31 protein-coding genes are annotated in these 26,733 nt (G+C 74.0%); 20 read left to right on the top strand and 11 right to left on the bottom strand.

Features of this window, described 5'->3' with window-relative positions; all coding sequences use genetic code 11:
* Positions 1 to 39 precede the first annotated feature (39 nt).
* The 7 genes from dinB (at position 40) to ACL02O_RS06070 (ending at position 5,407) form a co-directional block, all read left to right on the top strand.
* A complete protein-coding gene (dinB, locus tag ACL02O_RS06100) occupies positions 40 to 1,227 on the top strand; it encodes a DNA polymerase IV (protein WP_412816965.1) in 1,188 nt (395 codons plus the stop codon).
* 17 nt (positions 1,228 to 1,244) lie between these two features.
* On the top strand, positions 1,245 to 1,640 hold the full coding sequence (locus tag ACL02O_RS06095) for a VOC family protein (RefSeq protein ID WP_412816964.1): 396 nt from the start codon (positions 1,245 to 1,247) through the stop codon (positions 1,638 to 1,640).
* A 43-nt stretch (positions 1,641 to 1,683) separates the two neighbouring features.
* Positions 1,684 to 1,875 (top strand): TIGR02452 family protein, encoded by a 192-nt coding sequence (locus ACL02O_RS06090; protein ID WP_412816963.1) that lies wholly within the window; start codon positions 1,684 to 1,686, stop codon positions 1,873 to 1,875.
* A 293-nt stretch (positions 1,876 to 2,168) separates the two neighbouring features.
* Positions 2,169 to 3,095 (top strand): hypothetical protein, encoded by a 927-nt coding sequence (locus ACL02O_RS06085; protein WP_412816962.1) that lies wholly within the window; start codon positions 2,169 to 2,171, stop codon positions 3,093 to 3,095.
* Positions 3,092 to 3,544, top strand: a complete 453-nt coding sequence (locus tag ACL02O_RS06080) for an ABA4-like family protein (protein ID WP_412816961.1) — start codon at positions 3,092 to 3,094, stop codon at positions 3,542 to 3,544. The genes ACL02O_RS06085 and ACL02O_RS06080 overlap by 4 nt, the downstream gene beginning before the upstream one ends.
* Before the next feature lie 4 nt (positions 3,545 to 3,548).
* The gene (locus tag ACL02O_RS06075) at positions 3,549 to 4,784 is read left to right on the top strand and encodes a sensor histidine kinase (RefSeq protein ID WP_412816960.1); all 1,236 of its coding nucleotides are present in this window, start codon (positions 3,549 to 3,551) and stop codon (positions 4,782 to 4,784) included.
* Positions 4,781 to 5,407 carry a response regulator gene (locus ACL02O_RS06070; RefSeq protein ID WP_412816959.1) on the top strand — a complete coding sequence of 209 codons (627 nt, stop codon included), beginning with the start codon at positions 4,781 to 4,783 and terminating at the stop codon, positions 5,405 to 5,407. The genes ACL02O_RS06075 and ACL02O_RS06070 overlap by 4 nt, the downstream gene beginning before the upstream one ends.
* An 18-nt stretch (positions 5,408 to 5,425) precedes the next feature.
* Here ACL02O_RS06070 and ACL02O_RS06065 read toward each other — a convergent pair whose 3' ends face one another.
* From ACL02O_RS06065 to ACL02O_RS06055, 3 genes are all read right to left on the bottom strand, one after another.
* Positions 5,426 to 6,139 (bottom strand): RraA family protein, encoded by a 714-nt coding sequence (locus ACL02O_RS06065; protein ID WP_412816958.1) that lies wholly within the window; start codon positions 6,137 to 6,139, stop codon positions 5,426 to 5,428.
* A 13-nt stretch (positions 6,140 to 6,152) separates the two neighbouring features.
* Positions 6,153 to 7,511, bottom strand: a complete 1,359-nt coding sequence (locus tag ACL02O_RS06060) for an FUSC family protein (protein WP_412816957.1) — start codon at positions 7,509 to 7,511, stop codon at positions 6,153 to 6,155.
* 143 nt (positions 7,512 to 7,654) lie between these two features.
* Positions 7,655 to 8,407, bottom strand: coding sequence for a dienelactone hydrolase family protein (locus ACL02O_RS06055; protein WP_412816956.1), 753 nt, complete (start codon positions 8,405 to 8,407; stop codon positions 7,655 to 7,657).
* A 108-nt stretch (positions 8,408 to 8,515) separates the two neighbouring features.
* On the opposite strand from ACL02O_RS06055, the gene ACL02O_RS06050 reads away from it, so the two are divergent.
* The 4 genes from ACL02O_RS06050 (at position 8,516) to ACL02O_RS06035 (ending at position 11,010) form a co-directional block, all read left to right on the top strand.
* Positions 8,516 to 8,875, top strand: a complete 360-nt coding sequence (locus ACL02O_RS06050; RefSeq protein WP_412816955.1) for a hypothetical protein — start codon at positions 8,516 to 8,518, stop codon at positions 8,873 to 8,875.
* Positions 8,876 to 8,962: 87 nt separating this feature from the next.
* Positions 8,963 to 9,694, top strand: a complete 732-nt coding sequence (locus ACL02O_RS06045; RefSeq protein ID WP_412816954.1) for a L,D-transpeptidase family protein — start codon at positions 8,963 to 8,965, stop codon at positions 9,692 to 9,694.
* Between the two features lie 61 nt (positions 9,695 to 9,755).
* On the top strand, positions 9,756 to 10,577 hold the full coding sequence (locus ACL02O_RS06040; protein WP_412816953.1) for a DUF2809 domain-containing protein: 822 nt from the start codon (positions 9,756 to 9,758) through the stop codon (positions 10,575 to 10,577).
* 157 nt (positions 10,578 to 10,734) lie between these two features.
* Entirely contained in the window at positions 10,735 to 11,010 is a 276-nt protein-coding gene (locus tag ACL02O_RS06035; RefSeq protein WP_412816952.1) for a hypothetical protein, read from the top strand.
* Positions 11,011 to 11,110: 100 nt separating this feature from the next.
* Here ACL02O_RS06035 and ACL02O_RS06030 read toward each other — a convergent pair whose 3' ends face one another.
* The gene (locus tag ACL02O_RS06030) at positions 11,111 to 12,565 is read right to left on the bottom strand and encodes a potassium/proton antiporter (RefSeq protein WP_412816951.1); all 1,455 of its coding nucleotides are present in this window, start codon (positions 12,563 to 12,565) and stop codon (positions 11,111 to 11,113) included.
* Positions 12,566 to 12,674: 109 nt separating this feature from the next.
* Positions 12,675 to 13,688 carry a diacylglycerol/lipid kinase family protein gene (locus ACL02O_RS06025; RefSeq protein ID WP_412816950.1) on the bottom strand — a complete coding sequence of 338 codons (1,014 nt, stop codon included), beginning with the start codon at positions 13,686 to 13,688 and terminating at the stop codon, positions 12,675 to 12,677.
* Between the two features lie 161 nt (positions 13,689 to 13,849).
* On the opposite strand from ACL02O_RS06025, the gene ACL02O_RS06020 reads away from it, so the two are divergent.
* The 6 genes from ACL02O_RS06020 to ACL02O_RS05995 all read left to right on the top strand — a co-directional run bounded on the left by ACL02O_RS06020 (position 13,850) and on the right by ACL02O_RS05995 (position 18,035).
* Positions 13,850 to 14,845: a hypothetical protein gene (locus ACL02O_RS06020; RefSeq protein WP_412816949.1), complete on the top strand. Its 996-nt coding sequence runs from the start codon at positions 13,850 to 13,852 to the stop codon at positions 14,843 to 14,845.
* Between the two features lie 75 nt (positions 14,846 to 14,920).
* On the top strand, positions 14,921 to 15,295 hold the full coding sequence (locus ACL02O_RS06015; RefSeq protein ID WP_412816948.1) for a BlaI/MecI/CopY family transcriptional regulator: 375 nt from the start codon (positions 14,921 to 14,923) through the stop codon (positions 15,293 to 15,295).
* The gene (locus tag ACL02O_RS06010) at positions 15,292 to 16,236 is read left to right on the top strand and encodes a M48 family metalloprotease (protein WP_412816947.1); all 945 of its coding nucleotides are present in this window, start codon (positions 15,292 to 15,294) and stop codon (positions 16,234 to 16,236) included. Before ACL02O_RS06015 ends, ACL02O_RS06010 begins: the two co-directional genes overlap by 4 nt.
* Positions 16,233 to 17,228, top strand: a complete 996-nt coding sequence (locus ACL02O_RS06005) for an undecaprenyl-diphosphate phosphatase (protein WP_412816946.1) — start codon at positions 16,233 to 16,235, stop codon at positions 17,226 to 17,228. The genes ACL02O_RS06010 and ACL02O_RS06005 overlap by 4 nt, the downstream gene beginning before the upstream one ends.
* Before the next feature lie 110 nt (positions 17,229 to 17,338).
* A complete protein-coding gene (locus ACL02O_RS06000; protein ID WP_412816945.1) occupies positions 17,339 to 17,668 on the top strand; it encodes a hypothetical protein in 330 nt (109 codons plus the stop codon).
* Positions 17,669 to 17,693: 25 nt separating this feature from the next.
* Positions 17,694 to 18,035, top strand: coding sequence for a hypothetical protein (locus ACL02O_RS05995; RefSeq protein ID WP_412816944.1), 342 nt, complete (start codon positions 17,694 to 17,696; stop codon positions 18,033 to 18,035).
* Between the two features lie 14 nt (positions 18,036 to 18,049).
* On the opposite strand, the gene ACL02O_RS05990 is transcribed toward ACL02O_RS05995, so the two are convergent.
* From ACL02O_RS05990 to ACL02O_RS05975, 4 genes are all read right to left on the bottom strand, one after another.
* Entirely contained in the window at positions 18,050 to 19,291 is a 1,242-nt protein-coding gene (locus tag ACL02O_RS05990; protein ID WP_412816943.1) for a glutamate-cysteine ligase family protein, read from the bottom strand.
* A gap of 214 nt (positions 19,292 to 19,505) precedes the next feature.
* Positions 19,506 to 21,485, bottom strand: coding sequence for an ABC transporter ATP-binding protein (locus ACL02O_RS05985; protein WP_412816942.1), 1,980 nt, complete (start codon positions 21,483 to 21,485; stop codon positions 19,506 to 19,508).
* Between the two features lie 235 nt (positions 21,486 to 21,720).
* Positions 21,721 to 22,029, bottom strand: coding sequence for a MoaD/ThiS family protein (locus tag ACL02O_RS05980; RefSeq protein ID WP_412816941.1), 309 nt, complete (start codon positions 22,027 to 22,029; stop codon positions 21,721 to 21,723).
* On the bottom strand, positions 22,026 to 23,141 hold the full coding sequence (locus tag ACL02O_RS05975) for a WD40/YVTN/BNR-like repeat-containing protein (protein ID WP_412816940.1): 1,116 nt from the start codon (positions 23,139 to 23,141) through the stop codon (positions 22,026 to 22,028). The genes ACL02O_RS05980 and ACL02O_RS05975 overlap by 4 nt, the downstream gene beginning before the upstream one ends.
* A gap of 202 nt (positions 23,142 to 23,343) precedes the next feature.
* On the opposite strand from ACL02O_RS05975, the gene ACL02O_RS05970 reads away from it, so the two are divergent.
* Both ACL02O_RS05970 and ACL02O_RS05965 read left to right on the top strand, forming a co-directional pair.
* Complete coding sequence (locus ACL02O_RS05970) at positions 23,344 to 23,757, top strand: MmcQ/YjbR family DNA-binding protein (RefSeq protein WP_412816939.1); 414 nt, start codon at positions 23,344 to 23,346, stop codon at positions 23,755 to 23,757.
* A 51-nt stretch (positions 23,758 to 23,808) separates the two neighbouring features.
* Positions 23,809 to 24,159, top strand: coding sequence for a DUF4326 domain-containing protein (locus ACL02O_RS05965; RefSeq protein WP_412816938.1), 351 nt, complete (start codon positions 23,809 to 23,811; stop codon positions 24,157 to 24,159).
* Here ACL02O_RS05965 and ACL02O_RS05960 read toward each other — a convergent pair.
* Positions 24,156 to 24,542, bottom strand: a complete 387-nt coding sequence (locus tag ACL02O_RS05960) for a nitroreductase family deazaflavin-dependent oxidoreductase (RefSeq protein ID WP_412816937.1) — start codon at positions 24,540 to 24,542, stop codon at positions 24,156 to 24,158. The genes ACL02O_RS05965 and ACL02O_RS05960 overlap by 4 nt on opposite strands.
* 196 nt (positions 24,543 to 24,738) lie before the next feature.
* Between ACL02O_RS05960 and ACL02O_RS05955 the strand changes: the two genes are divergently transcribed.
* On the top strand, positions 24,739 to 25,884 hold the full coding sequence (locus ACL02O_RS05955; RefSeq protein ID WP_412816936.1) for a hypothetical protein: 1,146 nt from the start codon (positions 24,739 to 24,741) through the stop codon (positions 25,882 to 25,884).
* 275 nt (positions 25,885 to 26,159) lie between these two features.
* Here ACL02O_RS05955 and ACL02O_RS05950 read toward each other — a convergent pair whose 3' ends face one another.
* Positions 26,160 to 26,585 (bottom strand): VOC family protein, encoded by a 426-nt coding sequence (locus ACL02O_RS05950; RefSeq protein WP_412816935.1) that lies wholly within the window; start codon positions 26,583 to 26,585, stop codon positions 26,160 to 26,162.
* Positions 26,586 to 26,733 lie beyond the last annotated feature (148 nt).

Below are 26,733 nucleotides of genomic sequence, written 5' to 3'. Positions count from 1 at the left end.
AGCGCCCATCTGTCGAACACCTGTGCGAAGATGTGCGTCGTGTCGAGCGACGCGACGATCCTGCACGCCGACCTGGACGCGTTCTACGCCTCGGTCGAGCAGCGCGACGATCCCCGGCTGCGTGGCCGGCCGGTGATCGTCGGTGGCGGCGTGGTCCTCGCCGCCAGCTACGAGGCGAAGGCGCGCGGGGTACGCAGCGCGATGGGCGGTCGGCTGGCGCGCCGGCTCTGCCCCGACGCGGTGGTGGTGCCGCCACGGATGGCCGCGTACACGGCGGCGAGCCGGGCGGTGTTCGAGATCTTCCGGCGTACCACCCCGCTGGTCGAGGGGCTCTCCATCGACGAGGCGTTCCTCGACGTGGGTGGGCTGCGCCGCCTGGTGGGCCCGCCCGCCGACATCGCGGCGGCGCTGCGCCGCCGGGTACGCGAGCACGTCGGCCTGCCGATCACCGTGGGCGTGGCCCGGACGAAGTTCCTGGCCAAGGTCGCCAGCGGGGTGGCCAAGCCGGACGGCCTGCTGGTCGTCGCGCCGGAGCGGGAGCTGGCGTTCCTGCACCCGCTGCCGGTGGAACGGCTGTGGGGCGTCGGTCCGGTGACCGCCGCGAAGCTGCGGGAGCGGGGCATCCGGACGGTGGGACAGGTGGCCCGGCTCGACGAGCCCACCCTGGTGTCACTGCTGGGACCCGGCGCCGGCCGGCATCTGCACGCCCTCGCGCACAACCGGGATCCCCGCGCGGTGCAGGTCGGGCGGCGGCGGTCCTCGATGGGCGCCCAGCACGCCCTCGGCGGCGGGCCGCACTCCCCCGCCGAGCTGGACGCCGTGCTGGCCGGGCTGGTCGACCGGGTGACCCGACGGATGCGCGCGGCCCGCCGCGCCGGCCGCACCGTGACGCTGCGGCTGCGCTTCGGCGACTACACCCGGGCCACCCGCGCGCACACCCTCGGCAGGCCGACGGCGCAGACCGGGCCGCTGCGGGACGCGGCGCGGGCGCTGCTGCGGGCGGCCCTGCCGGAGATCGAGGCCCGGGGCGTGACCCTGGTCGGGGTGTCGGTGGGCAACCTGGACGACGGGCACGTGCAGTTGACGTTGCCGTTCACCCGGGACCCGGGTGTGGAGCTGGACGCCGCCGTCGACGCGGTCCGGGACCGGTTCGGCTCGACCGCGGTGACGCGGGCGGTCCTGCTCGGCCGCGACCCGGGCCTGGAGATGCCCCGCCTGCCGGACTGACCGGGTACGGTCCGGGTGTGTCGATCTTCCGTACCCCGCAGGTGATCCTGTTCAGCGAGGACGTGACCCGGGCGGCGGCGTTCTACGCCGGGCTCGGCTTCACCGAGACCTTCCGGGTGCCCACCGAGGGTGATCCGATCCACGTCGACCTGGTGCTGGACGGCTACCGGATCGGCGTCGCGTCGGTGGCGTCGACCCGGGACGACCACGGCCTGGACCCGGTGCCGACCGGGCAGCGGGCGGCGGTCATCCTCTGGACCGACGACACCGTCGCCGCGTACGAGAAGCTGACCGCCGAGGGGGCACCTGCCCTCAAGGGCCCGCACGTCTGGCTGGACCGGCTGCTCATCGCCTGGACGGCCGACCCCGACGGCAACCCGGTCCAGCTCGTGCAGCACCTGCCCGCCGGATAACCGGTCGTCCGGTGCCGGCCCGCCGCCGCACAATCGATGGATCATGAGTACGCGGCTGCGGGCGATCGCCCGCGACACCCTGGGCATCCTCGACGCCGGCTGGTACGTCAACGACCGGGGCGGAACCGTCCACCTGGCCGAGCCGGTCCGGGCCGCGGTCGCCGGCACCCGCCTGCACCGGCCCGACGAAGCACTGGGTGCCCTGCGGGCGGGCGACCGCCCCGGATCGAGGTAACGGGCGAGAGCACCCTGTCGGCCGCCCGCCGGCTCGCCGCCGACGGGGAGGGCTGGTTCGACCAGGTCACCTTCGCGGTCCTGGACCGGACCGACGGCCCCACGTACGCGGCGTTCGCGGCCCGGTTCGGCGCGGCCTGACCCGGGTCGAGCCGGGTCGGCCGCTGCCCTGGTGAGCGGGGCGCACCGCCGTCGTCTCCTCCCAGGGTAGGAGAACGGCGGTCCGACCCCGGGCCGCAACCGGGGCCCCTGGTCGGGCGCATTCGGGGCGGCGGGTCACGAACATCTGCAGGCATGACTACCTCGGTACTGCGCCGGGCGGCCCACTGGCACCGCCCCCTGATGCTCTTCGTCGCCGCGATGGCGGTGCTCACCGCCGTCTCCGCCGTCGGTGTCCTGACCGACCCCCGCGTCCTCACCGGCGCGCCGATCTGGCTCAAGCCGCTGAAGTTCTCCATCTCGTTCGTGCTGTACGGCACCACCCTGGCCTGGATGCTCTCGCTGCTGCCCCGGCGCAGCCGGGCCGCCGAACGGGCCGGCACCGTCGTGGTCGCGACGGGGGTGATCGAGATGGTGATCATCGTGGAGCAGGTGCTGCGGGGTACGACCAGCCACTTCAACGAGACGACCCCGCTGAACGCCGCCCTGTGGCGGACGATGGGTATGGCGATCATGGTGCTGTTCGTCGCGCACCTCGTCATCGGCGTCGTGGTGCTGCGCCAGCGGGTCGCCGACCGCCCCGGCCGGTACGCGGTCGGCCTGGGGCTCGGCCTGACGCTGCTCGGCATGATGGCGGCGATACCGATGGTGGCCGGCGCGGACACGGGGCTCGACGGGGTCGCCGGGGCACACAGCGTCGGCGTGCCGGACGGTGGACCCGGGCTGCCGCTGGTGGGCTGGAGCACCACCGGCGGGGACCTGCGCATCGGGCACTTCGTGGGGCTGCACGCCCTGCAGGCGCTGCCGATCCTGGCGATCCTGCTGAGCCGGTGGGGCACCCGGCTGGACGAGACGACCCGGGTGCGGCTGCTGGTCGTCGCGGGTGCCGCGTACGGCGCGCTCACCGTGCTGTTCACCTGGCAGGCGTTGCGGGGGCAGCCGCTGCTGCGACCCGACGCGCTCACCCTTGTCGTGGCGGCGGCCCTGCTGGTCGGCGCGGTGACCGCCGCCGGCCTGGTGCTGGCCCGCCGGCGCCGGCCGGAACTGGTGCTGGCGGCATGACCGCCACCCTGTTCGGCCTGACGTTCGCGGTGGCCGCGCCGTTCTGGGCCCTGATGATTCTCGCGCCGCGCTGGTCGGTGACCGCCCGGATCATCGGCTCGCCGGTGATCGTGGCCCCGGTCCTGGCGATCTACGCGATCCTGGTGCTACCGGCGCTCGGCGCGGTGCTGCCGGCGGTGACCTCGCCGACCCTCGACGGCGTCCGCGAGCTGCTCGGCACGCCGGACGGCGCGGCGGCGGCCTGGGCGCACATGGTCGGGTTCGACCTGTTCGTCGGGCGCTGGATGTGGCTGGACGGCCGGGCGCGGGAGGTTCCGGCGCTGGTCATGGCACCGGTGCTGCTGCTGACCGTCCTCCTCGGACCGGTCGGCCTGGCCGTCCACCTCGCAGCGCGCGGCCGGTGGGCGCCGGTGGCGGCCGCTGCCGCCGCGCCGCAACCCCTAGGCTGACGTCGTGGGCTGGACGGGGCGGTTGTTCGACGCGCGGGACACGCTCGCGCGGATGCTCCTGCTCGACCTGAGCGGCGTGGGCTACCTGGTCTTCGGGCACCCGGACGGACGGCCGCCGTCGGCCGCCCAGTGGGTCCTCGCCGTGACGGCGTTCGCCGTGGCCCTCACGCTGCACCGCCGCCCGGTGGCCAACCTGCTGGGACAGGCCGTGCTGCTGGCGGTCGCCGTCCAACTCGTCGATGACACGACGATCAACCAGGTGGGCGCCGGCTACGCGCTGCTGGAGCTGACCGTGTGGGCCCGGCGGCCCCGGACCGTCTGGCTGGCCGCGGGGTTGCTGGCGGCGGTCAACCTGACCGACTCGATCGGCGACCCGCCCCGCCGGTTCGCCTCCGGGGTCTTCGGGCTCACCGTGGAGGTCGGCCTGCCGCTGCTGCTCGGCCTGGTCATCCGGACCACCCGCGAGCTGGCTCGGCAGGCCGCGGAGCGGGCCGCGGCCGAGCAGCGCCGACGCGAGTCGGACAGCCGCGCCGCGCGCGCCGACGAGCGCGGCGCCATCGCCCGCGAGCTGCACGACGTGGTCGCGCACCACGTCGCGTCGATGGTGCTGCGCGTCGGCGTGGCGCGACACGTCCTGACGGACCTGGACCCCCGGGTGGGTGAGGTGTTCGACGACGTGCACGCCACCGGCACCGCGGCCCTGACGGACCTGCGCCGACTGGTCGCGGTCCTGCGCGACCCCGACGGGGTACGCGGGGACGCGGCGCTGACCGCGATCGAGCCGTCCGCGCTGCCGGCGGCGCTGGACGCGGCGGTGGACCGGGCCCGGCAGGCCGGCGTGACGGTGGAGGCCGATGTGGACGCGGCGGTCGGTTCGCTCGACGCGGTACGCGGCATGGCGGTGCTGCGGCTGACGCAGGAGGCGCTGACCAACGTGGCCAAGCACGCCGGCACGTCCGCCCTGGCGAGGCTGGCGGTGTCCGTGGTCGACGGGGCTGTCCACTGGGAGGTCTCGGACAACGGACGCGGGTGGGTGCCGACGGCGGTGCCGTCCGGCGGCGGCCACGGCATCACCGGCATGCGTGAGCGGGTCGAGGTGCTCGGCGGCGCGCTGGAGGCCGGGCCGACCGGCGCGGGCTGGCGGGTCCGCGCGGTCCTGCCGGCGACGGTCGCCGCGGAGGTACCCCCCTCACCAGCACCCGGCCAACGCGCCGCGACGACCGCGACGGAGCCGGCATGATCCGCGTCCTGCTGGTCGACGACCAGCATCTCATCCGCGCAGGGCTGCGCATGCTCTGCGACGCCCAGCCCGACCTCGAGGTGGTCGGCGAGGCCGACAACGGACGGGAGGCGATCTCCCTCGCCGCACGGCTGCGGCCCGACGTGGTGGTGATGGACCTGCGGATGCCCGGCGTCGACGGGATCACCGCGACCAGCCGCATCCTCGCCGACCGCCCCGCCACCCGGGTGCTGGTGCTCACCACGTTCGGCGACGACGACCACCTCTACCCGGCGCTGACCGCGGGTGCCTGCGGCTTCCTGCTCAAGGACGCGCCCCCCGCCGACCTGCTCGACGGTATCCGCCGGGCCGCCGGCGGGGACAGCCCGTTCAGCCAGGAGGTGCTGCGCCGCCTGGTCCAACGGGCGGTGCACGCCCGAGCCGAGACGCCCCGGCCGGTCGACGGGCTCACCGCCCGCGAGCAGGACGTGCTGGACCTGGTCGCGGAGGGACTGTCCAACACGGAGATCGCCGAGCGGCTGCACATCGGCGTCACCACGGTGAAGACCCACATCACCAGCCTGATGACCAAGACCAACAGCCCGAACCGGGTGCGCCTGGCCCTGTTCGCCCGGAACGCCTGAGCCGTCGCACCCGGCGGCCTACTCCTCGATCGCGCCGCCGACGGCCCGCAGGTGCTCCCGGAAGGTCAACGTCGGGTGCTGCGCCCGAGCGGCCAGGTACGCCCCGAACCCGACCTGGACCCGCAGCGGTTCGCCGGCGCGGATCCGGTCGGCCTGCCGCCGCTCGGTGTCCCGGATCGACTCCGCCAGGTCGAACAGCTCCCCCACCCGGCCGGCCGGCACGAACAGCACGCCGTCCTCGTCGGCCAGGGCGACGTCGTCGGGACCCACCGTCCACGCCCCCACCCGGGCCGCGGTCAGCGCCTCGGCGGGGCGCGGGTCAAGGCGCTGCGGCCCGGTGGGCGTCGCGCCCAGGCTGAACACCGGCAGCCCGACCGCCCGGATGTCCACGGTGTCGCGGTGCAGCCCCCAGACCACCACGCCGGCCAGGCCGGCGGCCTGCGCCTCCAGCACCACCAGGTCGCCGACGCACGCCTCGTCGGTACGCCCGCCGTTGTCCACCACCAGCACGTCGCCGGGTGCGGCCCGGTCGATCGCCTCGAGGAAGATGTCCACGCTGCCGGCGTGCCGGGCCGGCAGCACCCGCCCGGCGCTCCGAGCGCCGGGCAGCACGGCACGGACGTCCGCCGGGGCGCAGCGCACCAGTGCGCCGGCCCGCAGGCAGGCGTCGGCGACGTGGGCGGTGGTCAGGGCGGCGAACCGCCCGCGCAGGGTGTCCGGGTCCATCGTCATGGCCAGACGGTATTCAGCCGGAGCGGTCGTGGCAGCGGCCAGTTTCCGGTCGGTGGCCCCGCTGGGTCCGCCGCCGGGACGCGTCCGGTCGGCGCCCGCGGCCGCGCCGGAGGATCCGGGTCCGCCGCCGCTGTCGTGGGGTGTGCTGTTCGGGCCGCATCATCCGCGCCCGGGCTGGCGGGCGCAGCGCCGCCTCCCCCGCGCCGGCCGCCCGGCGTACCATCCCGTTGGCGTCCACCGGCGCGCACCCGGTGGCGCGCAACAGCTCGCTGTCGGCGGTACGCAGGTCGGTGATCAGCCCGTCGCCGAAGGTGCGGACACCCTGGGCCCAGGCTTCACCGGCCAGCTCGGCACTCTCCCGGGTGAGCCGGCGGGTGCCGATCAGGTCCTCGCTGCCGACACGGCACTCCCGGCGCAGCTCGCGCAGCGCCTCGCTGAGCCGGGCGACGGCGGCGGGCAGCTGCGCCGGGATCGGCTCGCCGTACTGCAGGGCGGTCGCCGAGCGGCGGGCCACCGACCGGGCGTAGAGGATCACCCGTTCCAGGTGTTGCGTGCCGTTCGCGTACCGGTGGTACTGGGCGCGGCGGCGCCAGCGGGCCGGGGCGATGGTGACCACCTCGTCGGCGCCGCTGAGCGCCTCGTTGAGCCGCCCGATGTCGGCGTCCAGCGCGCGGAGGTCCTCCAGCGCACGGACCGCGGCGTCGGCGTCGCGGCGGTCCAGGGCCTGCGCGATCGCGTCGAGCCGGGCGGTGAGGCCGGCGAAGACCGGCTCGGCCGCGCGGTCCAGCACCCGCAGCGGATTGACCGGCAGCAGCAGCGCCACCACCGCCAGACCGACCGCGCTGCCGACCAGGGCGTCGAAGATCCGCGGCAGTTCCAGGCCGCGTTCGACCGGGGCGAGGGTGGCGATCAGGACCGCCGTACCGCCGGCCTGGCCGACCAGGGCGCCACCGCGGCCGGCGACCAGCAGCGCGGTGGCGATGGCCAGGGCGACCACCACCCCGGTCTGCCAGAAGCCCGACCCGAGCAGGAAGCGCAGCAGGTCTCCGGCGATGATGCCGAGGCCGACGCCGATGAGCAGTTCGACGGTGCGCTGGGCCCGTTGGCCGATCGCGGTGGCGATGGTGCCGACGGCGGCGGCGGGCGCGAAGACGTGCGCGCCGGGGCCGAGCAGGCGGTGTGCGAGCAGGGCGGCGAGCGCGGCGGCCACCCCGGCCTGTACGGCGATGACGGTGGTGATCTCCAACTGGCGCAGGCGCAACCGGCCGGCCTGACCACCCTGGGCGCGGGCCCGGTCCACCGCCCGGCCACCCCGCTCGGCGACGGCGTCCAGCGGCGAGCGGACGGTGTCGGTGCGGCGGTCGTCGGCCATGGCGGCGGTTACCCGGCGCGGGGCGGGTGAATCGTCCGGTTGTGTGCTCAGCTCGGCGATGGGCTGGGTGTCGCCCGGCGGTCCCAGCCGCAGGGCGACCGGCAGCTCGCCGGCGGGTCCGGGCCGGACGACCCGCCGGCCGGTCAGCGGCGGAAGGTGCGCTCCAGCAGGTCGAACAGGGCGGCCCAGTGCCGCTCGGTGGCCTCCTCGTCGTACATCGGGGTGTCCGACTGGGTGTAGCCGTGCCGGGCCCCGGGGTAGACCTCGGAGGTGTAGGCGACCCCGGCGGCGTCGAGGGCCTTCTCCAGGGTGGCGATCTGCTCGGCGGTCATCGACGGGTCCTGGTCGGCGTGGCCGAAGTACAGCTCCCCGGTGACCGAGCCGACGCCCAGGTGCGGGCTGTCCGGGGCGTCGGTGACCACCCGCCCGGCGTGGAAGGCCGCGGCCGCGGCGATCCGGTCCGGGTGTGCCTCGATCGCCCGCAGCGCGTTCGTGCCGCCCATGCAGTAGCCGGTGATGGCGACCGGGCCGGGCGTGACGTCCGGCTGCCCGGTCAGGAAGTCCAGGTACGCGGCGGTGTCCCGGGCCACCACCTCCGGGGTGAGCGCGCCGATCATCGGGGAGATCTGCTGGAACAGCGCCCCGCGCTGCGCCTCGTCGCCGAGCCCGGAGAGGTCGACCAGCGGTGCCCGGCCGAACCGGTGGAACAGGTTGGGCACCAGCACCACGTACCCGCGGGCGGCGATGGTCTCGGCCATCTCCGCCATCCGCGGGCGCAGACCGAACGCGTCCATGAACACCAGCACCCCGGGGAAGGGGCCCGCCCCGTCGGGTCGGGCGAGGTAGGCGTCGGCGACCCCGTCGCGGGTGGGCACGTCCACGGTCGTCGTCTGCACTTCGGGGCCTCCTTGCGCTGCGTTTTCCGCACCGCACGCTACCTGCGCCCCCGGGCACCGGCACGTCGAGGTCTTCCCGCCCGCGCGGCGAGCGGGCATGCTGGGTGGATGGGAGAGGTGCGACCGATGCCCAGCTTCGGTGACCTGTTCACCGACCTGCGCGGCGAGGACCGGACGATGCGGGTCAGCTTCCACCCGGACCGCGGCGCGGTGGTGCTGTCGCTGTGGAGCGGCACGATCTGCCGCGGTTCCTTCCGGATGCCGCTCGACGACGTGGACCGGTTCCTGGCACTCCTCACCGACGTGCGGCAGGCCGCCGCCCCGCCGGACCCCGGCGCGGCCGGCGGGTCGGGTCCGGCCGCCGTCGCGGGCGCGGCCGAGGTGCCGGCACCGTCGGTGGAGCGCACCGGCGACATCACGGGTACGGCGCATCGCCTGGCGATCCTGCCCACGCCCCGGGTGGCCTGAACTCTTCCTCCACAGTCGACCGTCCGGGGCGGACGCCCTCGCATTCGCGCACTACCGTCGGGGCACGAGTTCGCGAAGGGAGGGGCCATGCGTCCCGTCTCATCACCCACCATCCGCCGTCCCGGTCCGCGCGCCGCGCTCGGGATGGCCCTCCTCCTGGCCGCCGGCCTGGCCGTGCCGACCACCCTGGTGTCGCCCGCCGGGGACAGCAGCAGCACGCTCCCCGCCGTGACGCTGGCCGCCGCGACCAGCCGACCGACCCTGCATCAGGGGGCCCGGGGCGCCGCGGTGACCACCCTGCAGCGCCGCCTCACCGCGCTGCACTACGACGTCGGCGGCGTCGACGGCATCTTCGGCCCGTCGACCTTCCACGCCGTGGTCGCCTTCCAGAAGGTCAACAGCCTCGCCCGGGACGGCATCGTCGGTCCCCGTACCTGGGCCGCCCTCGACCATCCGGTCGTCCCGAAGCCGAGGTACACGCACACCGGCTATTCGCTGGAGGCCAACCTGAGCAAGCAGGTCCTGTACCTGGCCCGCGGGGGGTCGGTGGTACGGATCCTGGACGCCTCCAGCGGCAAGGCCAGCACCCCGACCCCGACCGGCAACTACACCATCCAGCGACGGATCGACGGCTGGCGGCGCAGCGACCTGGGCCTGCTGTGGCGGCCGAACTACTTCTACCGGGGTTACGCGGTGCACGGCGCCACGTCGGTGCCGGCGTACCCGGCCAGTCACGGGTGCGTGCGGGTGCCGATCCCGGCGATGAACCGGCTCTGGTCGGTGATCGGCGTCGGCGTGCGGGTGCACGTCTACCGCTGAACCGCTCGGCACGGCGGCGTCCGGGGCGTCCCGGGGGCCGCCGTCGCCGTAGCATCGCCGGATGATCCGGTTCCGGTTCCGGTTGCTGATGCTGGCGGCGGTGGGGCTGTTCCTGGCGGTGGCGCTGGCCATCCGGGCGCTCGCCGACGGGCGGCTGGAGCAGTACTCCGGCACGGCCCTGTACGCCTCGATGACGTACGCGGGAGTGCTCCTCCTGCTGCCCCGGTTGCGGCCGGTACCGGCGGGGGCTGCGGCCGTCGCCTGGTGCTGGGCGATGGAGACCTTCCAACTGACCGGGGTGCCGGCCGCGCTGTCGGCGCGCAGCCTGCTGGCCCGGCTGGTGCTCGGGGTGCAGTTCGACCCGGTCGACCTGCTCTGGTACCCGGCGGGTGTGGTGCCCCTGGTCGCGCTGCACGCGCTGGTCCCGTTTGCCGGGGCGTGGAAGGGGAAGACCGGGCATCCAGCCGAGAGAAGGGCCCTGACGATGGACGACAACCAGTTCATCGGCCTGGTGGCGAAGCGTACCGGGACGTCGTCGGAGCAGGCGACCGCCCTCGCCCGGGCCACGCTGACCACCCTGGCGGAACGGATCGACGGCGGCGAGGCGCGTGACCTGGCCGGTCACCTCCCCGCCGGGCTGCGGCCGTACGCCTTCGCCTCCGGGGAGACCGCCGAGCGGTTCGGGCTCGACGTCTTCGTGGAACGGGTCGGCGGGCGCGCCGATGTCGAGGTGGACCAGGCGAAGGACGGCGTGACGGCCGTGTTCGACGTCCTTCGCGAGGCGTTGTCGCCGGAGGCGTACGGGCAGGTCGTCACCCAGCTTCCCGCCGAGTACGGCGAGGTCGCCGACCAGACGGCCCCGTTCGTGGAACGGACCCGCTGACACCGGTTTCGTGATCGCGGGGCGTCGACCATTCCGACCGGCCCGGCCACGGCCGCCGGGTCCACGCCCGCCGCTGACGGGCCCGGCCGCGCATGACCGCCGCCGCGGCGGGTACACAGCGCTTCCGCGTACCCGACTGGAGCCGCAGGGAGCTGCGATGAGCGACTGGGACGAGCCGGCCGATCCGCTGCGTCGGCCACCGGAGGCCGACGCCGTCGAGCAGCGGCAGGACGAGACTGTGGTCGGTCCCCCGGACCGGGTTTCCGACGCGGTCCCCGAGGCGTCCGAGGCCGACCTGGCGGAGCAGGGGGTGCTGGCTCCGCCGAGCGACCGCACCGACCTCGCCCGCGCGGTCCGCGACGACCTCACCCCGGCCGACGCCGTCGAGCAGAACCGGGAGATCCCCGTCCCCGACGAGGACCGCCGGGATTGACCGCGCGGGCGGTCGCTGTCCGGTCCGGGACCTTGTGATCCGGTCGACGGGGCCAAGGAGCGTCGCCGGCGGCGGTGCGATTCGGTCACCGGCGGCAGCGTCAGTCCGCCGGCCCGGTGAAAAGCCGTTCCGCCTCGGGCGGCGCGCCGCCGGCGATCAGCACCTCGTCCCCGGCGTACAGCACGGTCTCCCGGCCGAGCCGCACCTGCTCGCCGTCGCGGGAGACCAGGCTCACCCAGACACCCTCGTCGCGGCTCAGTTCGAACAGCGGCCGGCCGTCCGCCGGGGCGCCCGGCTCGACGACGTACTGCCGCAGCCCCACCGGCTCGCCCCGCAGCCGGATGCCGACCATCCACGGCTGCAACGGGATCGTGCGCATCGGCACCCGGCACCAGCGGGCGACCAGCGGGACGAGGCCGCCCTGCACCACGATCGAGAAGCCGACCACGACGAAGATGATGTCGAACAGCCGGAGGTCCTGTTCCAGGTGGGCGGTGAGGATGAAGGTGCCGAGCAGGATCGGGACGGCGCCCTTCAGCCCCGACCAGGCCACGAAGATCCGTTCCCCCCAGCGCAGCCGTACGGCGCTGAGCAGCGCGCCGACGACCGCCGGCCGGATCACGAACGTCAGGAGCAGGGCGAGCGCGAGGCCGATCCACCAGGCGTGCTGCGTGACCATGCTGCGCAGCGACACGATCAGCCCCAGCAGCCCGAACGCGAGGATTTCACCGAGGCTGGCCAACGCGCCCTGGAACCGCTGGATCTCCCGCTTGAACGGGGCCCGCGCGTCACCGACCACGATCCCGGCCAGGAACACCGCGAGGAAGCCGGAGCCCCGGGCGAGCGTGGCCAGGCCGTAGACCGACACGGCGGCGAAGAGCACCTGCAACGGGTAGAGGCTCTCCGACGGCAGCACCACCCGGCGCATCAGCAGCAGGATCAGCCAGCCGCCGGCCAACCCCACGGCCGCGCCGACGGTCAGTTGCAGGGCGAACTCCCCCGCGCCGGACGCCACCGCCGGCCAGCCGGCCGAGGTGCCGGCGGCGAGCAGGCTGACCATCAGGGCGATGCCGACGGGGTCGTTCGCGCCGGACTCGCCCTCGAGGATGGCGCCGCTGCGCCCGACCACGGTGCGCCGGCCGAGCACGGAGAAGACGGCGGCCGGGTCGGTCGGGGACAGGGCGGTGCCGACCAGCAGCGCCGCCAGCCAGTCGAACCCGAACAGGTGGTGCAGCACCGCCGCGAGCGCCCCGGCGGTCAGCAGCGTCCCGACCACGCCGACGAGGAGCACCGGCCCGAGTGACGGGCGCAGCTTCGCCCAGCCCATGTCCATTCCGCCGCTGAACAGGATCAGCACCAGCGCGATCTCGACCAGGTGCCGCACCGCGTACAGGGACAGCTCGTTGAGGCGGGGGTACAGGTCCGACAGGATCGCCGCGGCGAACAGGAACAGTGCCGGCGCCGGCAGGCGCAACCGGTCGGCGAGCCGGTTGGAGAGCACCGCGAGGACCGCGACCAGCCCCAGGCCCGCCACGTAGAGCGCGAACTGCGTCACCGTCACCCCTTCGCCCGCCGCCCACCCGGGGCGGCATCACCGGGGCGGCTACCCACCGGCGTCGGGATCAACCCGCCGCTGCGGGTGTCGGTCGCGGGTGTGGCGGCGGCTACCGGTCCGGGCTGTCCGGCGGGGCCATGATCCGCAGCGCGTTCGGGTCCAGGCCGATGCGGACCGGGGTCTGCCCGTACGGCTCGCCGTCCACCTCGATCCGCGCCGGTCGGTCGGTCTCCAACCAGAGCTGGCGCACGGCGAGGAAGGGCTCGTCGCGGAGGGTGCGGCGGTGGCCGGTGGCGGCGTTGCGGGCCGTGGCGCGCAGCAGCCCCCGCCGGGTCGGACCGCCGACCGGGTACGCCACCAGCAGCCGGTCGTCGGCGTCGGCGTCGCCGGTGATCGGGCGGCCGGCGTGGAAGCCGCCGTTGGCGACGTACACCTGGTGGGTGGTGAAGGCGTGTTCGCGCCCCTCGGCGCGGGCGGTGACCCGCAGCGGCCGGTGCCGGGCGAGCAGCCCCAGGGCGGTCGCCGGGTAGGCGAGCCGGCCGGCGAGCCATTTCAGTCGGGGCGGCGCGCTGAGCATGATGTCGGCGGAGAGCCCGATGCCCACGTGGTTGGTGAACCGGGTGTCGCCGATCAGCCCGAGGTCGACGTCGATCACCTTGCCGGCGGTGAGCACCCGGACGGCCGCATCGAGATCGAGTGGGATCCCGACGGTGCGGGCGAAGTTGTTGGTGGTGCCCAGTGGCAGCAGGCCGAGCGCGATGTCGCGGTGGGCGAGCAGCCGTGCGGCGGCGCCGATCGTGCCGTCGCCGCCGCCGACGACCAGCAGGTCCGGCCCGAGGTCGGCGGCCTCGGCCAGGGCCCGGTCCAGCGCGCCGGCCCGGTCGACCGGATGCCCGTGCAGCAGGGTGAGACCGGCGGCGCGCAGCCGGTCGTGGACGACCTGGTAGAGCCGCCGGCCGCGGCGGGAGTGGGCGTTGACGACCAGCGCGACGCGCCGGTCGCGGCGGATTGCCTCGCTCAACTCCTGTTTGCTCCGCACGGCATCCGACCCTATCCCCCGCAGCGGGTCCCGGCCCGGCTCGCGGACGAGGAGCCCCGCGTCGTCCGGCAGTGCCTCGCTCACGCCGGCCACCGGGCGGGCCACGGCTGACCGTGCATGCCAGCGCCACGGCCGCCACTACTACGAAGTTGGTAGTGAATTTCAGGCCGTGGTCACCGGCCCGCCAACCGGCGGCCACGGACGCCGGGTGGACTCCGGTCGGATCACCTGACTGAGGAGTCTGCATGCGGGCAAGAACCGTACTGGCGGTGGCGGCGGCGGCCACCACGAGCATGTCGCTGCTGGCCGGCGTGAGCGGCGCCGACGCCGAGGACCGGGGCGACCGGCGGCACGGACCCTACGAGATCGCGTTGATCGGCGACATGCCGTACGGCGACACGGGTCGGGCCCAGTTCCCTGGCGTCATCGCGGACGTCAACGCCCACCGGGTCGCGTTCACCACCTTCGACGGCGACATCAAGAACGGCAAGGAGCGGTGCGACCAGCCGATCTACGACGCCGCCGTGACCAACTTCGACACCTTCGACGCCCCGCTGGTGTACGTGCCGGGCGACAACGAGTGGACCGACTGCGACCGGGCCAGCAACGGCGCGTACGACCCGAACGAGCGGCTGGCCCTGATCCGCCGGATGTTCGCCGCCGGCCCGGACTCGTTCGGCCGGCGGACCCTGGCGCTGGCCCGGCAGGCCGGCTACCCGGAGAACGTGCGCTGGCAGTACGGCCCGGTGACGTACCTCGGGTTGAACGTGCCGGGCAGCGACAACAACGCGCCGCAGTTCGACGCCGCCGGCACGCAGGTCGACGGCGACGCGGCCGAGTACGCCGGCCGTAACGCCGCCGACCTGGACTGGCTGGAGCGGGGCTTCGCGGCGGCGGGGGCGACGCACTCCGCAGCGGTCATGATCGTCGTTCAGGCGGACATGTGGTCGGCCGGCGACCCGACGACGCACTTCGCGGACCTCAAGACCCGGCTGGCCCGACTGAGCATCGGCTTCGCGGGGCAGGTGGTGCTGGTCAACGGCGACAGCCACTTCCTGCAGATCGACAAGCCGCTGACCGACAGGGCCGGCCAGACGATCGAGAACTTCACTCGGGTGCAGACCTTCGGCAGCGACCAGAACCACTGGGTCGGCGCGACCGTGGACCCGCGGGACCCGGACGTCTTCACGTTCCACCAGCACATCGTGGCGGCGAACGTGCCCGCCTACGTCGCCCCCTGACGGCGCCTCCTCGCCGTCCCCGCCGAGCTACTACAAACTTGGTAGTAGTCTGGCGGGGGCGCCGAGGAGGGACGCATGGACGACGTACGCCGGCCGCGCGGCGGCCTCGAACAGCAGGTGCTGGCCGCGCTGGCCGGCGCCGCCGGCCCGCTGACCCCCGCCGGGGTGCGCGAACGCCTCGACGGCGAACTGGCCTACACCACGGTGATGACCGTACTCGCCCGGCTGGCCGCCAAGGGCGTGCTCACCCGCATCCGTACCGGCCGGGCGTACACGTACCGCCCGGTGGGCGACGAGGCCGAGCTGACCGCACGGCGGATGCGCCGGCTGCTGGACGACGGCGGCGACCGCACCGCCGTGCTGACCCGGTTCGTCGGCGCCCTCTCCCCCGACGACGAACAACTGCTCGTCGCCCTGCTGACCGCCGCCGAAGCCGACGGGGCGGCATGATGATCAGCGCCGCCCTGGTCGCCGCCGTCGCCTGGCTGCTCAGCGCCGGCTGCGCGCCGGCACTGGCCCGCCGGCTGCCACCGGCCACCGCGACCCGGCTGCTCACCGCGACGGCCGCCGCCGTGGCCGGCGGCGGCACCGCGCTCGCCCTGCTGGTCGCGCTCCCCTGGTTCGCCCAACTCCCGGCGCTGGTCACCGTCGGCCCCTGGTCCGGCACGGCGCTGCGCGCCGGGCTGCCGGTGCCGGGCCCGATCGCGGTCGCGCTGGCCGTCGCGGCGCTCGCCGCCGCCACCCGCGCCGCCGCGCTCGCGACCCGCCGGGTGCGGGCCATGATCGCGGTACGCCGTGCCTGCGCCGGTCTGCCCCGCACCGACCGCCTGACGGTGCTGGCCGCCGAACGGCCGGAGGCGTTCAGCACCCCGCCCCCGGCGGGACGGGTGATCCTCAGCAGCGGGCTGGTCGACCGCCTCGCCCCGGCCGAACTGCGCGTGGTCGTCGCACACGAGGAGTCCCACCTGCGCCACGGTCACGCCTGGTACGTGATCGCCGCCGAACTCGCCGCCGCGGCGAACCCGCTGCTGCGCCCGATCGCCCGCTCGGTCCGCGACGGCGTGGAGCGGTGGGCCGACGAGGACGCGGCCGGGACGGTCGCCGACCGCCGGCTGGCCGCCCGCGCGCTGGCCCGGACCGCGCTGCTCACCGCCGGGTCAGCGGCGCCGGCGGCCACCCTGGCCGGCGCGGACCGGGGCGTGCCGGGCCGGGTCGCCGCGTTGCTCGGCGCAGCGCCCCGGCGGCGCCTGCTGCCCGCGCTCACGCTCTCCGCGCTACTGCTGACCGGCACGGCGGCCGCCGGCCTGGCGGAGCGGTGCGCGGACGCCGTGCTCGACCACGCCCACCGGCCGGTCGCCACCACCACGGATCCTTCGAAGGAGAATCGATGAGCAACGGCCTGACCTACCCGGAGGCGCTCGTCATCGGTGCCCTGCAGGGCGTGACGGAGCTGTTCCCGGTCTCCAGCCTCGGGCACAGCGTGATCCTGCCGGCGCTGATCGGCGGCCGGTGGGCCCGCGACCTGGACGTCACCGCGCCGGAGTCGCCGTACCTGGCGTTCGTCGTCGGGCTGCACGTGGCCACCGCGCTGGCCCTGCTGGTCTTCTTCTGGCGCGACTGGGTACGCGTCGTCCGTGGTTTCGTCTCGTCGGTGCGGCACCGTCGGGTGACCGGCCCGGACGAGCGGCTGGCCTGGATGATCATTCTGGCGACGGTCCCGGTGGGGCTGGCCGGGCTGCTGCTGGAGCACACGTTCCGGACCGTGCTCGGCCGGCCGGCGCCGGCCGCGGTGTTCCTGATGCTCAACGGACTGCTGCTGCTCGGGGCGGAACGGCTACGGCGGCGGGCCGCCACGGCGGAACCGGTCGGCGCGCGGGCCGGCGACCCGGTGCCGGTCCGGATCGGCGCGGCGCAGGACGGGGGCACCGTGTTCGCGTCGGCGGCGGCCGGCGCCCCGGGCGCCTCGCAGGCCGCCGTCGACCTGGCCTCCGACCGCCGGCTGGCGGCCGGCAGCATGGGCGGGGCGGTGCTGGTCGGCGCCGCGCAGGTCCTCGCCCTGCTGCCGGGGATCAGCCGTTCCGGGGCCACCATGGCCGCCGGCCTGCTGCGCGGGTTCACCCACGAGGACGCCGCCCGGTTCTCGTTCCTGCTGGCCACGCCGGTGATCCTGGCCGCCGGGGTGCTCAAGCTGCCCGACCTCTTCGGTGACCTGGGCGCGGGCATCCGCGGCCAGGTGCTGGCCGGCAGCATCGCCGCCGGCCTGTCCGCGTACGCCGCGGTGAAGTTCCTGACCCGCTATTTCGAGACCCGCACGCTGACCCCGTTCGCCGTCTACTGCCTGCTCGCCGGGCTGGTCAGCCTGATCTGGCTGGGCGTGGCCTGAGCACCGGCCAGGGCAGACGATCTTCCTCGGCGCGGTTGTTCGATCCGGACGCCGGCAAGCTCGACCGGAGGGCGGCTCATCGGCCGACCGGTGGTGTGCATGGTCTGTCCATGACGGTACGTGTGGGGATGCCGGCCGACGCCGGCGTCGCCGCCCTCAGGTATCCCGCCCTGCGGCGCACGCTCGCGATCGCCGCCACGGTCCTCGTCGCGTACGCCCTGGCCGCCTCGGTGCCGTGGGCGCTGCTGGACCCGTCCTCGGTGGCGGTGTTCTACCCGCCGTCGGGCGTCACGCTGGCCGCGCTCGTGGTCAAGGCGTGTTCTGGTGCGGTGCTCGGGCGGGGGGTTACGGGAGTGTCGTACCCGTCGCCAACACTGATCGCGGGAGGGGTGAGTGGGGGTGGGTGTGCGCAGTATGCAGGCGTATCGTTTCGCGCTTGATCTCACCCTGAGGCAGCAGCGGTCGGTGCTGGCGCATGCTGGTGCGGCCCGGGTGGCGCACGACTGGGCGTTGGCTCGGGTGAGGGCGGTGTGGGATCAGCGGGCCGCGGAACGCTCCTACGGCGTTCCCGAGGGGGCGCTCACTCCTGCGTTGGGGTGGTCGTTGCCGGCGTTGCGTAAGGCGTGGAACGCGGTCAAGGACGAGGTCGCGCCGTGGTGGCGGGAATGCTCGAAGGAGGCGTTCAACACCGGCCTGGACGCGCTGGCCCGCGCGTTGAAGAACTGGTCGGACGCGGTCGCGGACCGGACCGTCCTCGAGATCGGCCGGCAGGGCACGCGGATCGTGATCACGCTCGGCTCGACCTGACCGGACGCCCGGCCTCAGGACGGCAGCAACGCGCAGGCGCCGGCGCGCGCGTCGTCGGCCGGGCAGCGACCGCGCGCGACGTACCGGTCGATGAAGTCGGCGACGGCCTGCCGGACCTCGACCGACGCGCCCTGCCGGGCCAGGGCGTCGGCGGCGGCGGTGAAGCAGGCGAGCGCGGCGACGGCGAGCGCCCGGTCGGCCAACCCGTCGCGGGCGGAGGTCAGCCAGTCCCGGTGCCGCCGCAGCGGCGACCGCAGGTGCTCCGTGGCCACCGCGGCCGCCTCGGCCGCGATTGGGTCGTCGAGCAGCGCGTTGACCACGGCCACCGGCACCACCCAGCCGTCGCCCGGCTGCTGGTCGATCATGCGGAACTCCAGGTACCCGCGGGGCCGTACCGGCGGGACGAGCGTGCCGAGGTGGCGTTCCAGGTCGTCGAGCGTCACCGGCCGGGGCCCGTGGCCGCGCAGCCAGTCGCGCATGGTCAGACCGGTGGGTACGAGCCAGGGCAGCGGATCGGGTTGGGCGATCATCGCGACCCGTGCGGCCAGGGCGTAGCGGGTCCACGCGCCGCGCGGGTCGGCGAGGTGCCGGGGCGCCCGGGTCCGGGTGGCGTCGGTGCCGAAGCGCAGCGCCTGCCGTCGGGACACCCAGCGCACACCGGAGCGGGTGCGGTGCGGAGAGTTGGCGAACGAGGCGAGCAGCACCGGGCCGAGCGCGTCAGCGAGCCACCAGCGGCGGCGGTACCCGGTCCATCCGTCGGAGTCGTCACCCGCGTCGAGGCACACCTGGACCGAGGCGGAGTTGCACATGACCTCCCGGCCCTTCGGGCCGACCCGGTCGTGGTAGGCGGCCAGCGCGAGGTAGCGGGGGTCCTCGGTGACGAGGCGTGGCCGGCGCGCGGTGTCGAGCCCGGTGCCGTCGAGCAGCAGGCCGTCCGCGGCGAGCGCGGCCCGGACGAGCGCGAGGTCAGCCGCGGTGGCGGCGAGGCAGGCCTGCCCGGTGGCGCCGACCGCCGAGGCCAGTTCGAGTTGACCGCCGGGTTCGACGGTGATCCGTCCGCCGCCGGGCAGCGGATCGCCGAGGTGGGCGACGGCGGCCCGCAGCCGCGCGACCGACGGCCGGTCCAGCGGGTACGCCGGATCGCGCACCGGGTATTCCAGTTCGACCCCGACGTGCCCGGGCACGCCGACCCGGAAGGCGGCGGCGCCGACGTAGGCGGCGGCGGTGGTCTCGGTGAGCGCGGCGACGTCGTCCACGGTCGGCTCCGACAGGTGCAGGCATGCCCGGCTGCTCTCAGGAGGGGCGTCCGGGCTGGCGGTGAGAGGAAGGGGTACCTCCCACCAGTTGGACCGTGCAGAGGCGTTCTCTATTAGCGGTCCGCGGGGATGCCGTGTCGAGGGCCGCGCCACAACGGTTGATTAACGCTCGCTGAACAGTGACCGCACCGGTGGGCCGGACGCGGCGGCGTCCTCAGGGCGTGGCCGGCGGGCGCTGCCGCGGCGCCGACGCGGCGCCGCCCACTGCGGCGTCGTAGCCGGCGGCCTGGAGGTTGAACAGCTCGGCGTAGCGGCCACCGCCAACCATCAGCTGGTCGTGGCTGCCGACCTCGACCAGAGCGCCCTCGTGCAGGACGAAGATCCGGTCGGCGTGCCGGACGTTGGCCAGCCGGTGGGTGATCAGGATGGTGGTGGCGCGGCCCTGCCGGTCCCGGATGGCCTGAAACAGGGCGTCCTCGGCGCGCGGGTCGAGGGCGGAGGACGGCTCGTCCATGATCAGCAGGTCGGCGTCGCGGAGAAATCCGCGGGCGGCGGTGATCCGCTGCCACTGCCCGCCGGAGAGATCCTGGCCGTGGGCGAAGGTGCGGTCGAGCAAGGTCTCGTACCCGTACGGAAGCTTTTCGATCATGTCGTGGGCGACGGCCCGGGCGGCGGCGGCCTCGATGCGGTCCTGGCGGGCGTCGTTGTCGACGTCGCCGATCGCGATGTTCGTGGCGGCGGTGAACGGCCACTTGTGGTATTCCTGGGTGACCACCCCGATCCGGGCCCGCAGCCCGTCGGCGTCCCACTCGGTCAGCGGTCGCCCGTTCCAGCAGATGACACCCTCGGTGGGGGCGCGCAGGGTGGCGATCATCGCGGCGAGGCTGGTCTTGCCGGAACCGTTCTCCCCCACGAAGGCCACCGTCTGCCCCGCCCGGATGCTCAGGGTCACGCCGTCGACCGCCGCCGTGTCGCGGTCGGGATAGCGGAGGCTGACCTGGTGGGCGGTCAGCTCGCGCAGCGGCTCGGCGGGCACCGCGCCGGCGGGCCGGTCGGTCAGGTAGGGGGCGGCGCGGGCCATGAAGCCCGTGTAGTCGCCGAAGTGCTGGCCCTCGGTGTAGACCTGGTCCACCTGGTAGGTAACGACGCCCAGCGAGCGTTGCGCGGACTGCAGCGCGATCACGCAGGTCGCCGCGGCGGCGAGCGGAATCTGCCCGTCGACGAGCAGCAGCCCGAGCAGCGCGTACACCGCACCGGTGGCCACTCCCCCGACCATCGCCCCCACGGCGGTGGTCGTGGTGACCCGGCGGGCCAGGGCGAGCTGGATGCCGGTCTCCGCCCCCATCACCCGGTCGTACTGGTCGAGCAGGAACCGGCGCAGCCCGTAGCTGCGCAGCTCCGGCGCGGAGACCCGCTCGGCCATCAGCCGGTGCAGCAGCCACCGCCGGCGCCGCCGTACCGAGCCGGCCGTGTAGGTCTGGTAACGCAGGTGTCCCGCACGCAGCGACGCCCACGCCTTCGGCAGCGTGGCGACCAGCAGGGCCAGCAGCAGCAACGGGTGGATGACCGCGACGGCGACCGCCACGGCCATCAGGCCGGCCAGGCCGGCGGCGAGGTTCATCGCGGCCTGGACCAGCCCGATCGCGGAGTCGGTGCCCCGGGAGGCGCGTTCCATGTCGTCGGCGAAGGCGTCCGCGTCGAACGCCTCCAGCCGCACGGCGGTGCTCGTCTCGAACAGGCCCCGTTCCACCTCCCGGCTCACCCGGGGCGTCAGGCCGTTCTGCGCGTACCCGGTGGCGATGCCCATGCCGGCGCGCAGCGCGGTGGCGCCCGCCAGGGCGGCGAGGGCGGGCAGCGCGGCGACCACCTTGTCGCCGGTCGGGCCGCCGGCGAACAACTCGACCAGCACCTGCTGGGTAGCCAGCAACCCGAAAGCGGCCATCACCCCGGCGCCGACCGTCGCGGCGCCGACCACGCCGGTGCGGATCCGGTCGGCCCGCCAGCTTACCTGGAACGCCGCCCGGAGCAGTCGGGGCAGCTCGGCGAAGACGGCGAACAGACCGGCCTGGGCACGGGCCCGCAGCCCGGTCTCCCACCACATCTCCCGCAGCTCCGGCAGCACCGACTCCGTCGAGGGTGAAGTGGACGGTCGCGCGGTGGCGCGAGGTTCGTCGGGGATCGCGGTTCCGGTCATGTGGGCGTCTCCTCTGGGTCAACCGGGCTCCGTGGCACCTCAGTCGCCATCCGCCACCACCACCCGCGGTGACGTCGAGACGTAGAGTATCCGTGGGTAGTTGCTCGGTCACCAGCAGCCATCGCAGCGGCGGGCCGGGTCCAACCGGCGCACGCCGTCGCTCCCGGCCTCCAGGTGCCAACCTGCTCAACGGGCCCGGCCGGCGGACCCGACGCAGCTCGCCCACCCTGGTCGGCTATCCCCCGGCCATCGCGCCGAGGATGATGTACGGTTCGTCGCCGGTGACGACCCGCTCGGGCAGCGGCGCGTCGGGCGAGTCGTTGGACAGGTCCTCCTCGCAGGCGTAGAAGCGGATGAACGCGCGGCGCCGGCCGCTGCGGCGGTCACGGATCGTGCCGAGCAGCATCGGGTATCGCGCCTCGAGGGTGTCCAGCACCAGGCGCTGGGTGACCGGCCCGGCCTGCGGGCCGGTCACCTCGAGACGCACCTCGCCGCTGACATGCGCCAGGTTCTTCAGGTGGGCCGGGAGAACGACCCGGATCATGGCAGCACCTGGACTTCCACGGAGAGCACGGCCGGCAGATCCCGCACGATCGGCGCCCAACTGTCGCCCCCGTCGGCCGAGTGGTACACCTGGCCACCGGTAGTGCCGAAGTAGATCCCGCACGGGTCGAGCGTGTCCACCGCCATGGCGTCACGCAGCACGTTCACGTAGCAGTCGGACTGTGGCAGACCCCTGGTCAACGGCTCCCAGTCGCCGCCACCGGTGCGGCTGCGGTAAACGCGCAGCTTGCCCTCCGGCGGGTAGTGCTCGGAGTCGCTCTTGATCGGCACCACGTAGATGGTCTCCGGCTCGTGCGCGTGCACGGCGATCGGGAACCCGAAGTCCGAAGGCAGGTCGCCGCTGACCTCGCGCCAGTTCGCACCGGCGTCGTCGCTGCGCATGACGTCCCAGTGCTTCTGCATGAACAACGTGTCCGGCCGGGACGGGTGCTGGGTGATGTGGTGCACACAGTGGCCGACCTCGGCGTCCTGGTCGGGGATCTCCCCCGAGCTCAGGCCCTTGTTGATCGGCAGCCAACTGGCACCGGCGTCGTCGCTGCGGAACGCGCCCGCCGCCGAGATGGCGACGTAGATCCGACCCTGGTGCACCGGGTCCAGGATGATCGTGTGCAGGCACATGCCGCCGGCGCCGGGCTGCCACCTCGGGCCGGTCGGGTGCGTACGCAGGGCGGTCAACTCGGTCCACTTCTGGCCGCCGTCGGTGGTGACGTAGAGGGCGGCGTCCTCCGCGCCCGCGTACACCGTGTCCGGGTCGTCGCGGGACGGCTCGAGATGCCAGATGCGCTTGAACTCCCACGGCCGCGGGGTGCCGTCATACCACAGGTGCTCGCCGACCTCGCCCGAGTAGGCGAAGTCGTTGCCCACGGTGTTCCAGGTCCGGCCGCCGTCGTCGGAGCGCTGGATCAGCTGCCCGAACCAGCCGCCGGACTGGGAGGCGTAGAGCCGGTTCGGGTCGGCCGGCGACCCGGTGAGGTGGTAGATCTCCCAGCCACCGAAGTGCGGCCCGTCGACCGTCCAGTCGCCGCGCCCGCCGTCCGACGTCAGCACGAACGCGCCCTTGCGTGTGCCCACCAGCACCCGTACGCCGCTCATCTGCTCATCCCTTCTTTCGACTACTACTCGATCGACCGTCCATCGCACCGGAATTCATCGCTACCGGTAAGTCGTACCCCTCGGGTACGACGGTCGGCGTCACCGGAGCCGGCGACGGGCCCGTGGCGTGTCGTTACGATCTGGAGCCGCCGAGCGCCTTCGTCGGGCGGCGCTGTCAGAGGGGCCGGGTACCGTCGCGTGCGTGACCGGCCCCGGAGACGTCCCACCCGAGATCCTCGACCGGCTCCGCCCCGTCTGTCTAGGGCTGCCGGAGACCTACGAGGAGCCGGCGTGGGTGGGGACGCGCTGGCGGATCCGCAAGCGCACGTTCGCCCACGTCCACACCCCCGGCCCCGACCATCCCCGCGCCCGGGCCGCCGCGGCCGGCGCGCCGGTCTGCCTGCTGACGTTCCGGTCGCCCGGCGACGAGATCGCCGGCCTGACCGGCAGCGGCCACCCGTTCTACGAGCCGGGCTGGGGCACCGATGTCGTCGGCATGGTGCTCGACGACGGCGTCGACTGGGTGGAGGTCGCCGAGCTGCTCACCGAGAGCTACTGCGTGCTGGCGCCGAAGAAGCTGGCGGCCCTGGTCGACCGGCCGTCCGGGCCCGGGTAGCGCGGTCCGCGGCGACACTGGGACGGTGGGCGGGAACGGAAGGAGCCGAACATGCCGGAGACCACGGTCGTCAACCTCAAGGGCCACCACGACGACCCGGCGTACGCCGACGTGATCTACGTCGGGCGGGCCATGAACCGTGGCGGCTGGCGTCTTGCGCAGTCCCCGCTGTCCAGCCCGTACCGCCCCGGCCCCGACGGCACGCGGGACGAGGTCCTCGAGAAGTACCGGGCGTATCTGCTCGGCCGCCCCGATCTCCTCGCTCTCCTGCCCGAACTGCGCGGGCGCCGGCTCGGTTGCTGGTGTGTGCCGGAGCGCTGTCACGCCGAGGTGATCGCGGAGCTCGCCGACTCGCCGATGTCGAGCCCGCACGGAACGCCCGGGCGGAGCGACGACGGCTAGCCTGCCGGGGGCGGCGTGCGGAGATAGAGGAAGTCGGTCACGCCGATCATCCCGACGAGCCGGCGGACGACCGGTGGCATGGCCCGGCGGGTCGGGTCGTGCACGAGGCGGGGATCGGTGAGGGAGACCCGCCGGCCGCGGGTCTCGAGTTCGCATCCGCCCGCCGCCAGCACGTTCCGCGCCCAGTCGGTCACGCCGTAGGTCAGCGCGGCGACGTAACCGTCGGACGTCCGAAAGATGTTGATCGGCGTGCGGTACTCCCGCCCGGAGCGGCGGCCCCGGTGGATGATCACGCCGAAGCCGGGCAGCCGCCGGGCCAGCGGTCCGGTCACCTGATTGGTGGCGACCCGATTGAACTGTGCCAGCCGTCTGGGTAACACCATGCCGACCATCCTCTCCCGAGAGCCACCGAATCGTCGGCCCCGGTCGGGTCCACATCAATGGGACCTCGGCCCGGGGCTAACGACGATTTGCGCCTTTTGCCGGTAGATGCGGCGCTGCCGACATGGCACAAACCGCGTGGCCACCTGGGCAGATGCCGCAGCACCATGTAGGCAAGGCTCTGTTCGGGTGGTTCCGATGAACGGCATCTACAAGGCAGTTGGAAATTTCCGCTACTTTCCCCCGCAAGCCCGACGTTCGGCGGAGGCGGCGGCGGAGGAGCGGGCACAGCAGCTCCGGAGCGTCACCAGGAAGCGCGGCAGCAAGGCGGCGAAACTGTCGGTCGAGGCGAGCCGCCGCCTGCGGCGCCTGCTCGGAGACGACGACTGGGCGGACCTGAGGGAGCTGATGCGGCAGGAACGGATGACTCTTCGGGACCTGTTGCAGCCGCCCGCGGGGCTGGCATCGCGATGCGACAAGCTGAACAGAACCCGGAAGCGAAAGGCCGACGCGTTCCTGCGGAGTCGGGAAGTCCGGCGTGACGCGATCGTCGCGATAGCGACGGACTACCATGAGGCGCTGTCCGGCGTTTTCGCGGCCGACGAGAACGCCAGCCCCGGGTTCCACCTCACGAACAACCTCGACAGGTGGTTGAGCCTGTCACCCTTCCACGACCGGGCACTTCCCTGGGGCGTGTTCGAACCGGACGACAGCCAGGACCCCCACCGGTGGGAGCTCTTCCGGCCGCCGTTCTTCGGGTTCAACTTCGGGTTCGTCCCGGTCCACAACGACAACTTCGTCGTCGACCGGATCCACACGCTGAACCCGTCAGTCGGGGACGTCGGCGTCTCCATCACGATGAAGGACGACGACGCCGGCGACTTCGACTACGCCTCCGGCGACGCCTTCAGCGCGGTGGCGTTCGCGTTCGTGCCACCGACGACCGGGCTGGTCGAGGTCCTCATCGACGCGCAATGCGTCGCCGCGACGCACCGCCTCGACACAGCGGACGAATGGGGATGGTCCAACTCCCACACCACCCAGCAGAACTTCCTGATGCTCGACGTCCTGCACCCCAATGTCGCCGAGCCCTCGTACGCCGAGATGTCGAGACTCGATGAGACGACCGACGACGACGAGAGCTTCCTGCAGGAGAGGCTGACCCGCGGCACCCACTACTTCGCGCAGCTGTTCAGCGCGGGGCCGGTGCCGGCGGGTGAAGCCGTGATCGTGTGCGCCGGCACCCGCTCGTTCGACAAGAGCGGCACGAACGACGTCTCCATCGACAGCAGATCCGACTTCCGCTGGTTCATCAGCTCGGCGGAGGTCCGGGTCTCACCGTAGGCGGGCGTACGCGCCACGGGCCGGACCGTTTGGTGGGCGGGAATCCCGAAAAGAGTGGCGGGCATGAGCTGGGCCAGGAGAGCCGTACCCGCCGCCGTCGCCGCCGTCGCGGCCCTCGCGCACGTGACCTGCTGCAGCGCGACCACGCGCTGCGGCGCAACTTCCCCGTCCTGGGCCGCGCGCCGGCATCCCCGACCGCTGTGGGCTGACCGGTCGGCCCAGGTGAGACGAGCGTGGCCGGGACGCTCCCGCCGGCGGTCGGCGGACCGCCGCCACTACCGGGCGAAGATCTGCGCCTCGTCCCGGAACGCCTTGAACTCCATGGCATTGCCGGCCGGGTCGCGGAAGAACATCGTCCACTGCTCCCCCGGCTCGCCGGCGAACCGCAGGTACGGCTCGACCACGAACTCGGTGCCGGCGGCGCGGATCCGGTCCGCCAGGGCGTGGAAGTCCTCGGTCGACAGGATGAGCCCGAAGTGCGGCACCGGCACGTCGTGTCCGTCGACCGGGTTACGGCCCGCGTCGGCCTGCCGTGCCGCCGGTACGACGTGGGTCACCACCTGATGGCCGTAGAAGTCCCAGTCGACCCAGGCGTCGGCCGAGCGCCCCTCGGCGAGCCCGAGCACACCGCCGTAGAAGGCGCGGGCCCGCGCCAGATCGTCGACCGGAATCGCGAGGTGGAACCCGGGACGGTTCGTCATCATCCGCTCCTTGCAGACGTCCGCTTCGGCGGACCGGCCGGCCCGACAGCCGCCCGATTGTCCCGCGTTCCGGTCGGCCGGGCTACCTGGCCGGTGCGGCAGACGGCCCCCGGCCGAGTTTCGGCCGGGGGCCGCCGCTGCCGGAGTG

It is taken from the genome of Micromonospora mangrovicola (assembly GCF_047200535.1).
GTDB lineage: Bacteria > Actinomycetota > Actinomycetes > Mycobacteriales > Micromonosporaceae > Micromonospora.
Note: the sequence above shows the minus strand (reverse complement) of the source record. Positions and strands in the feature narration are given on the sequence as shown.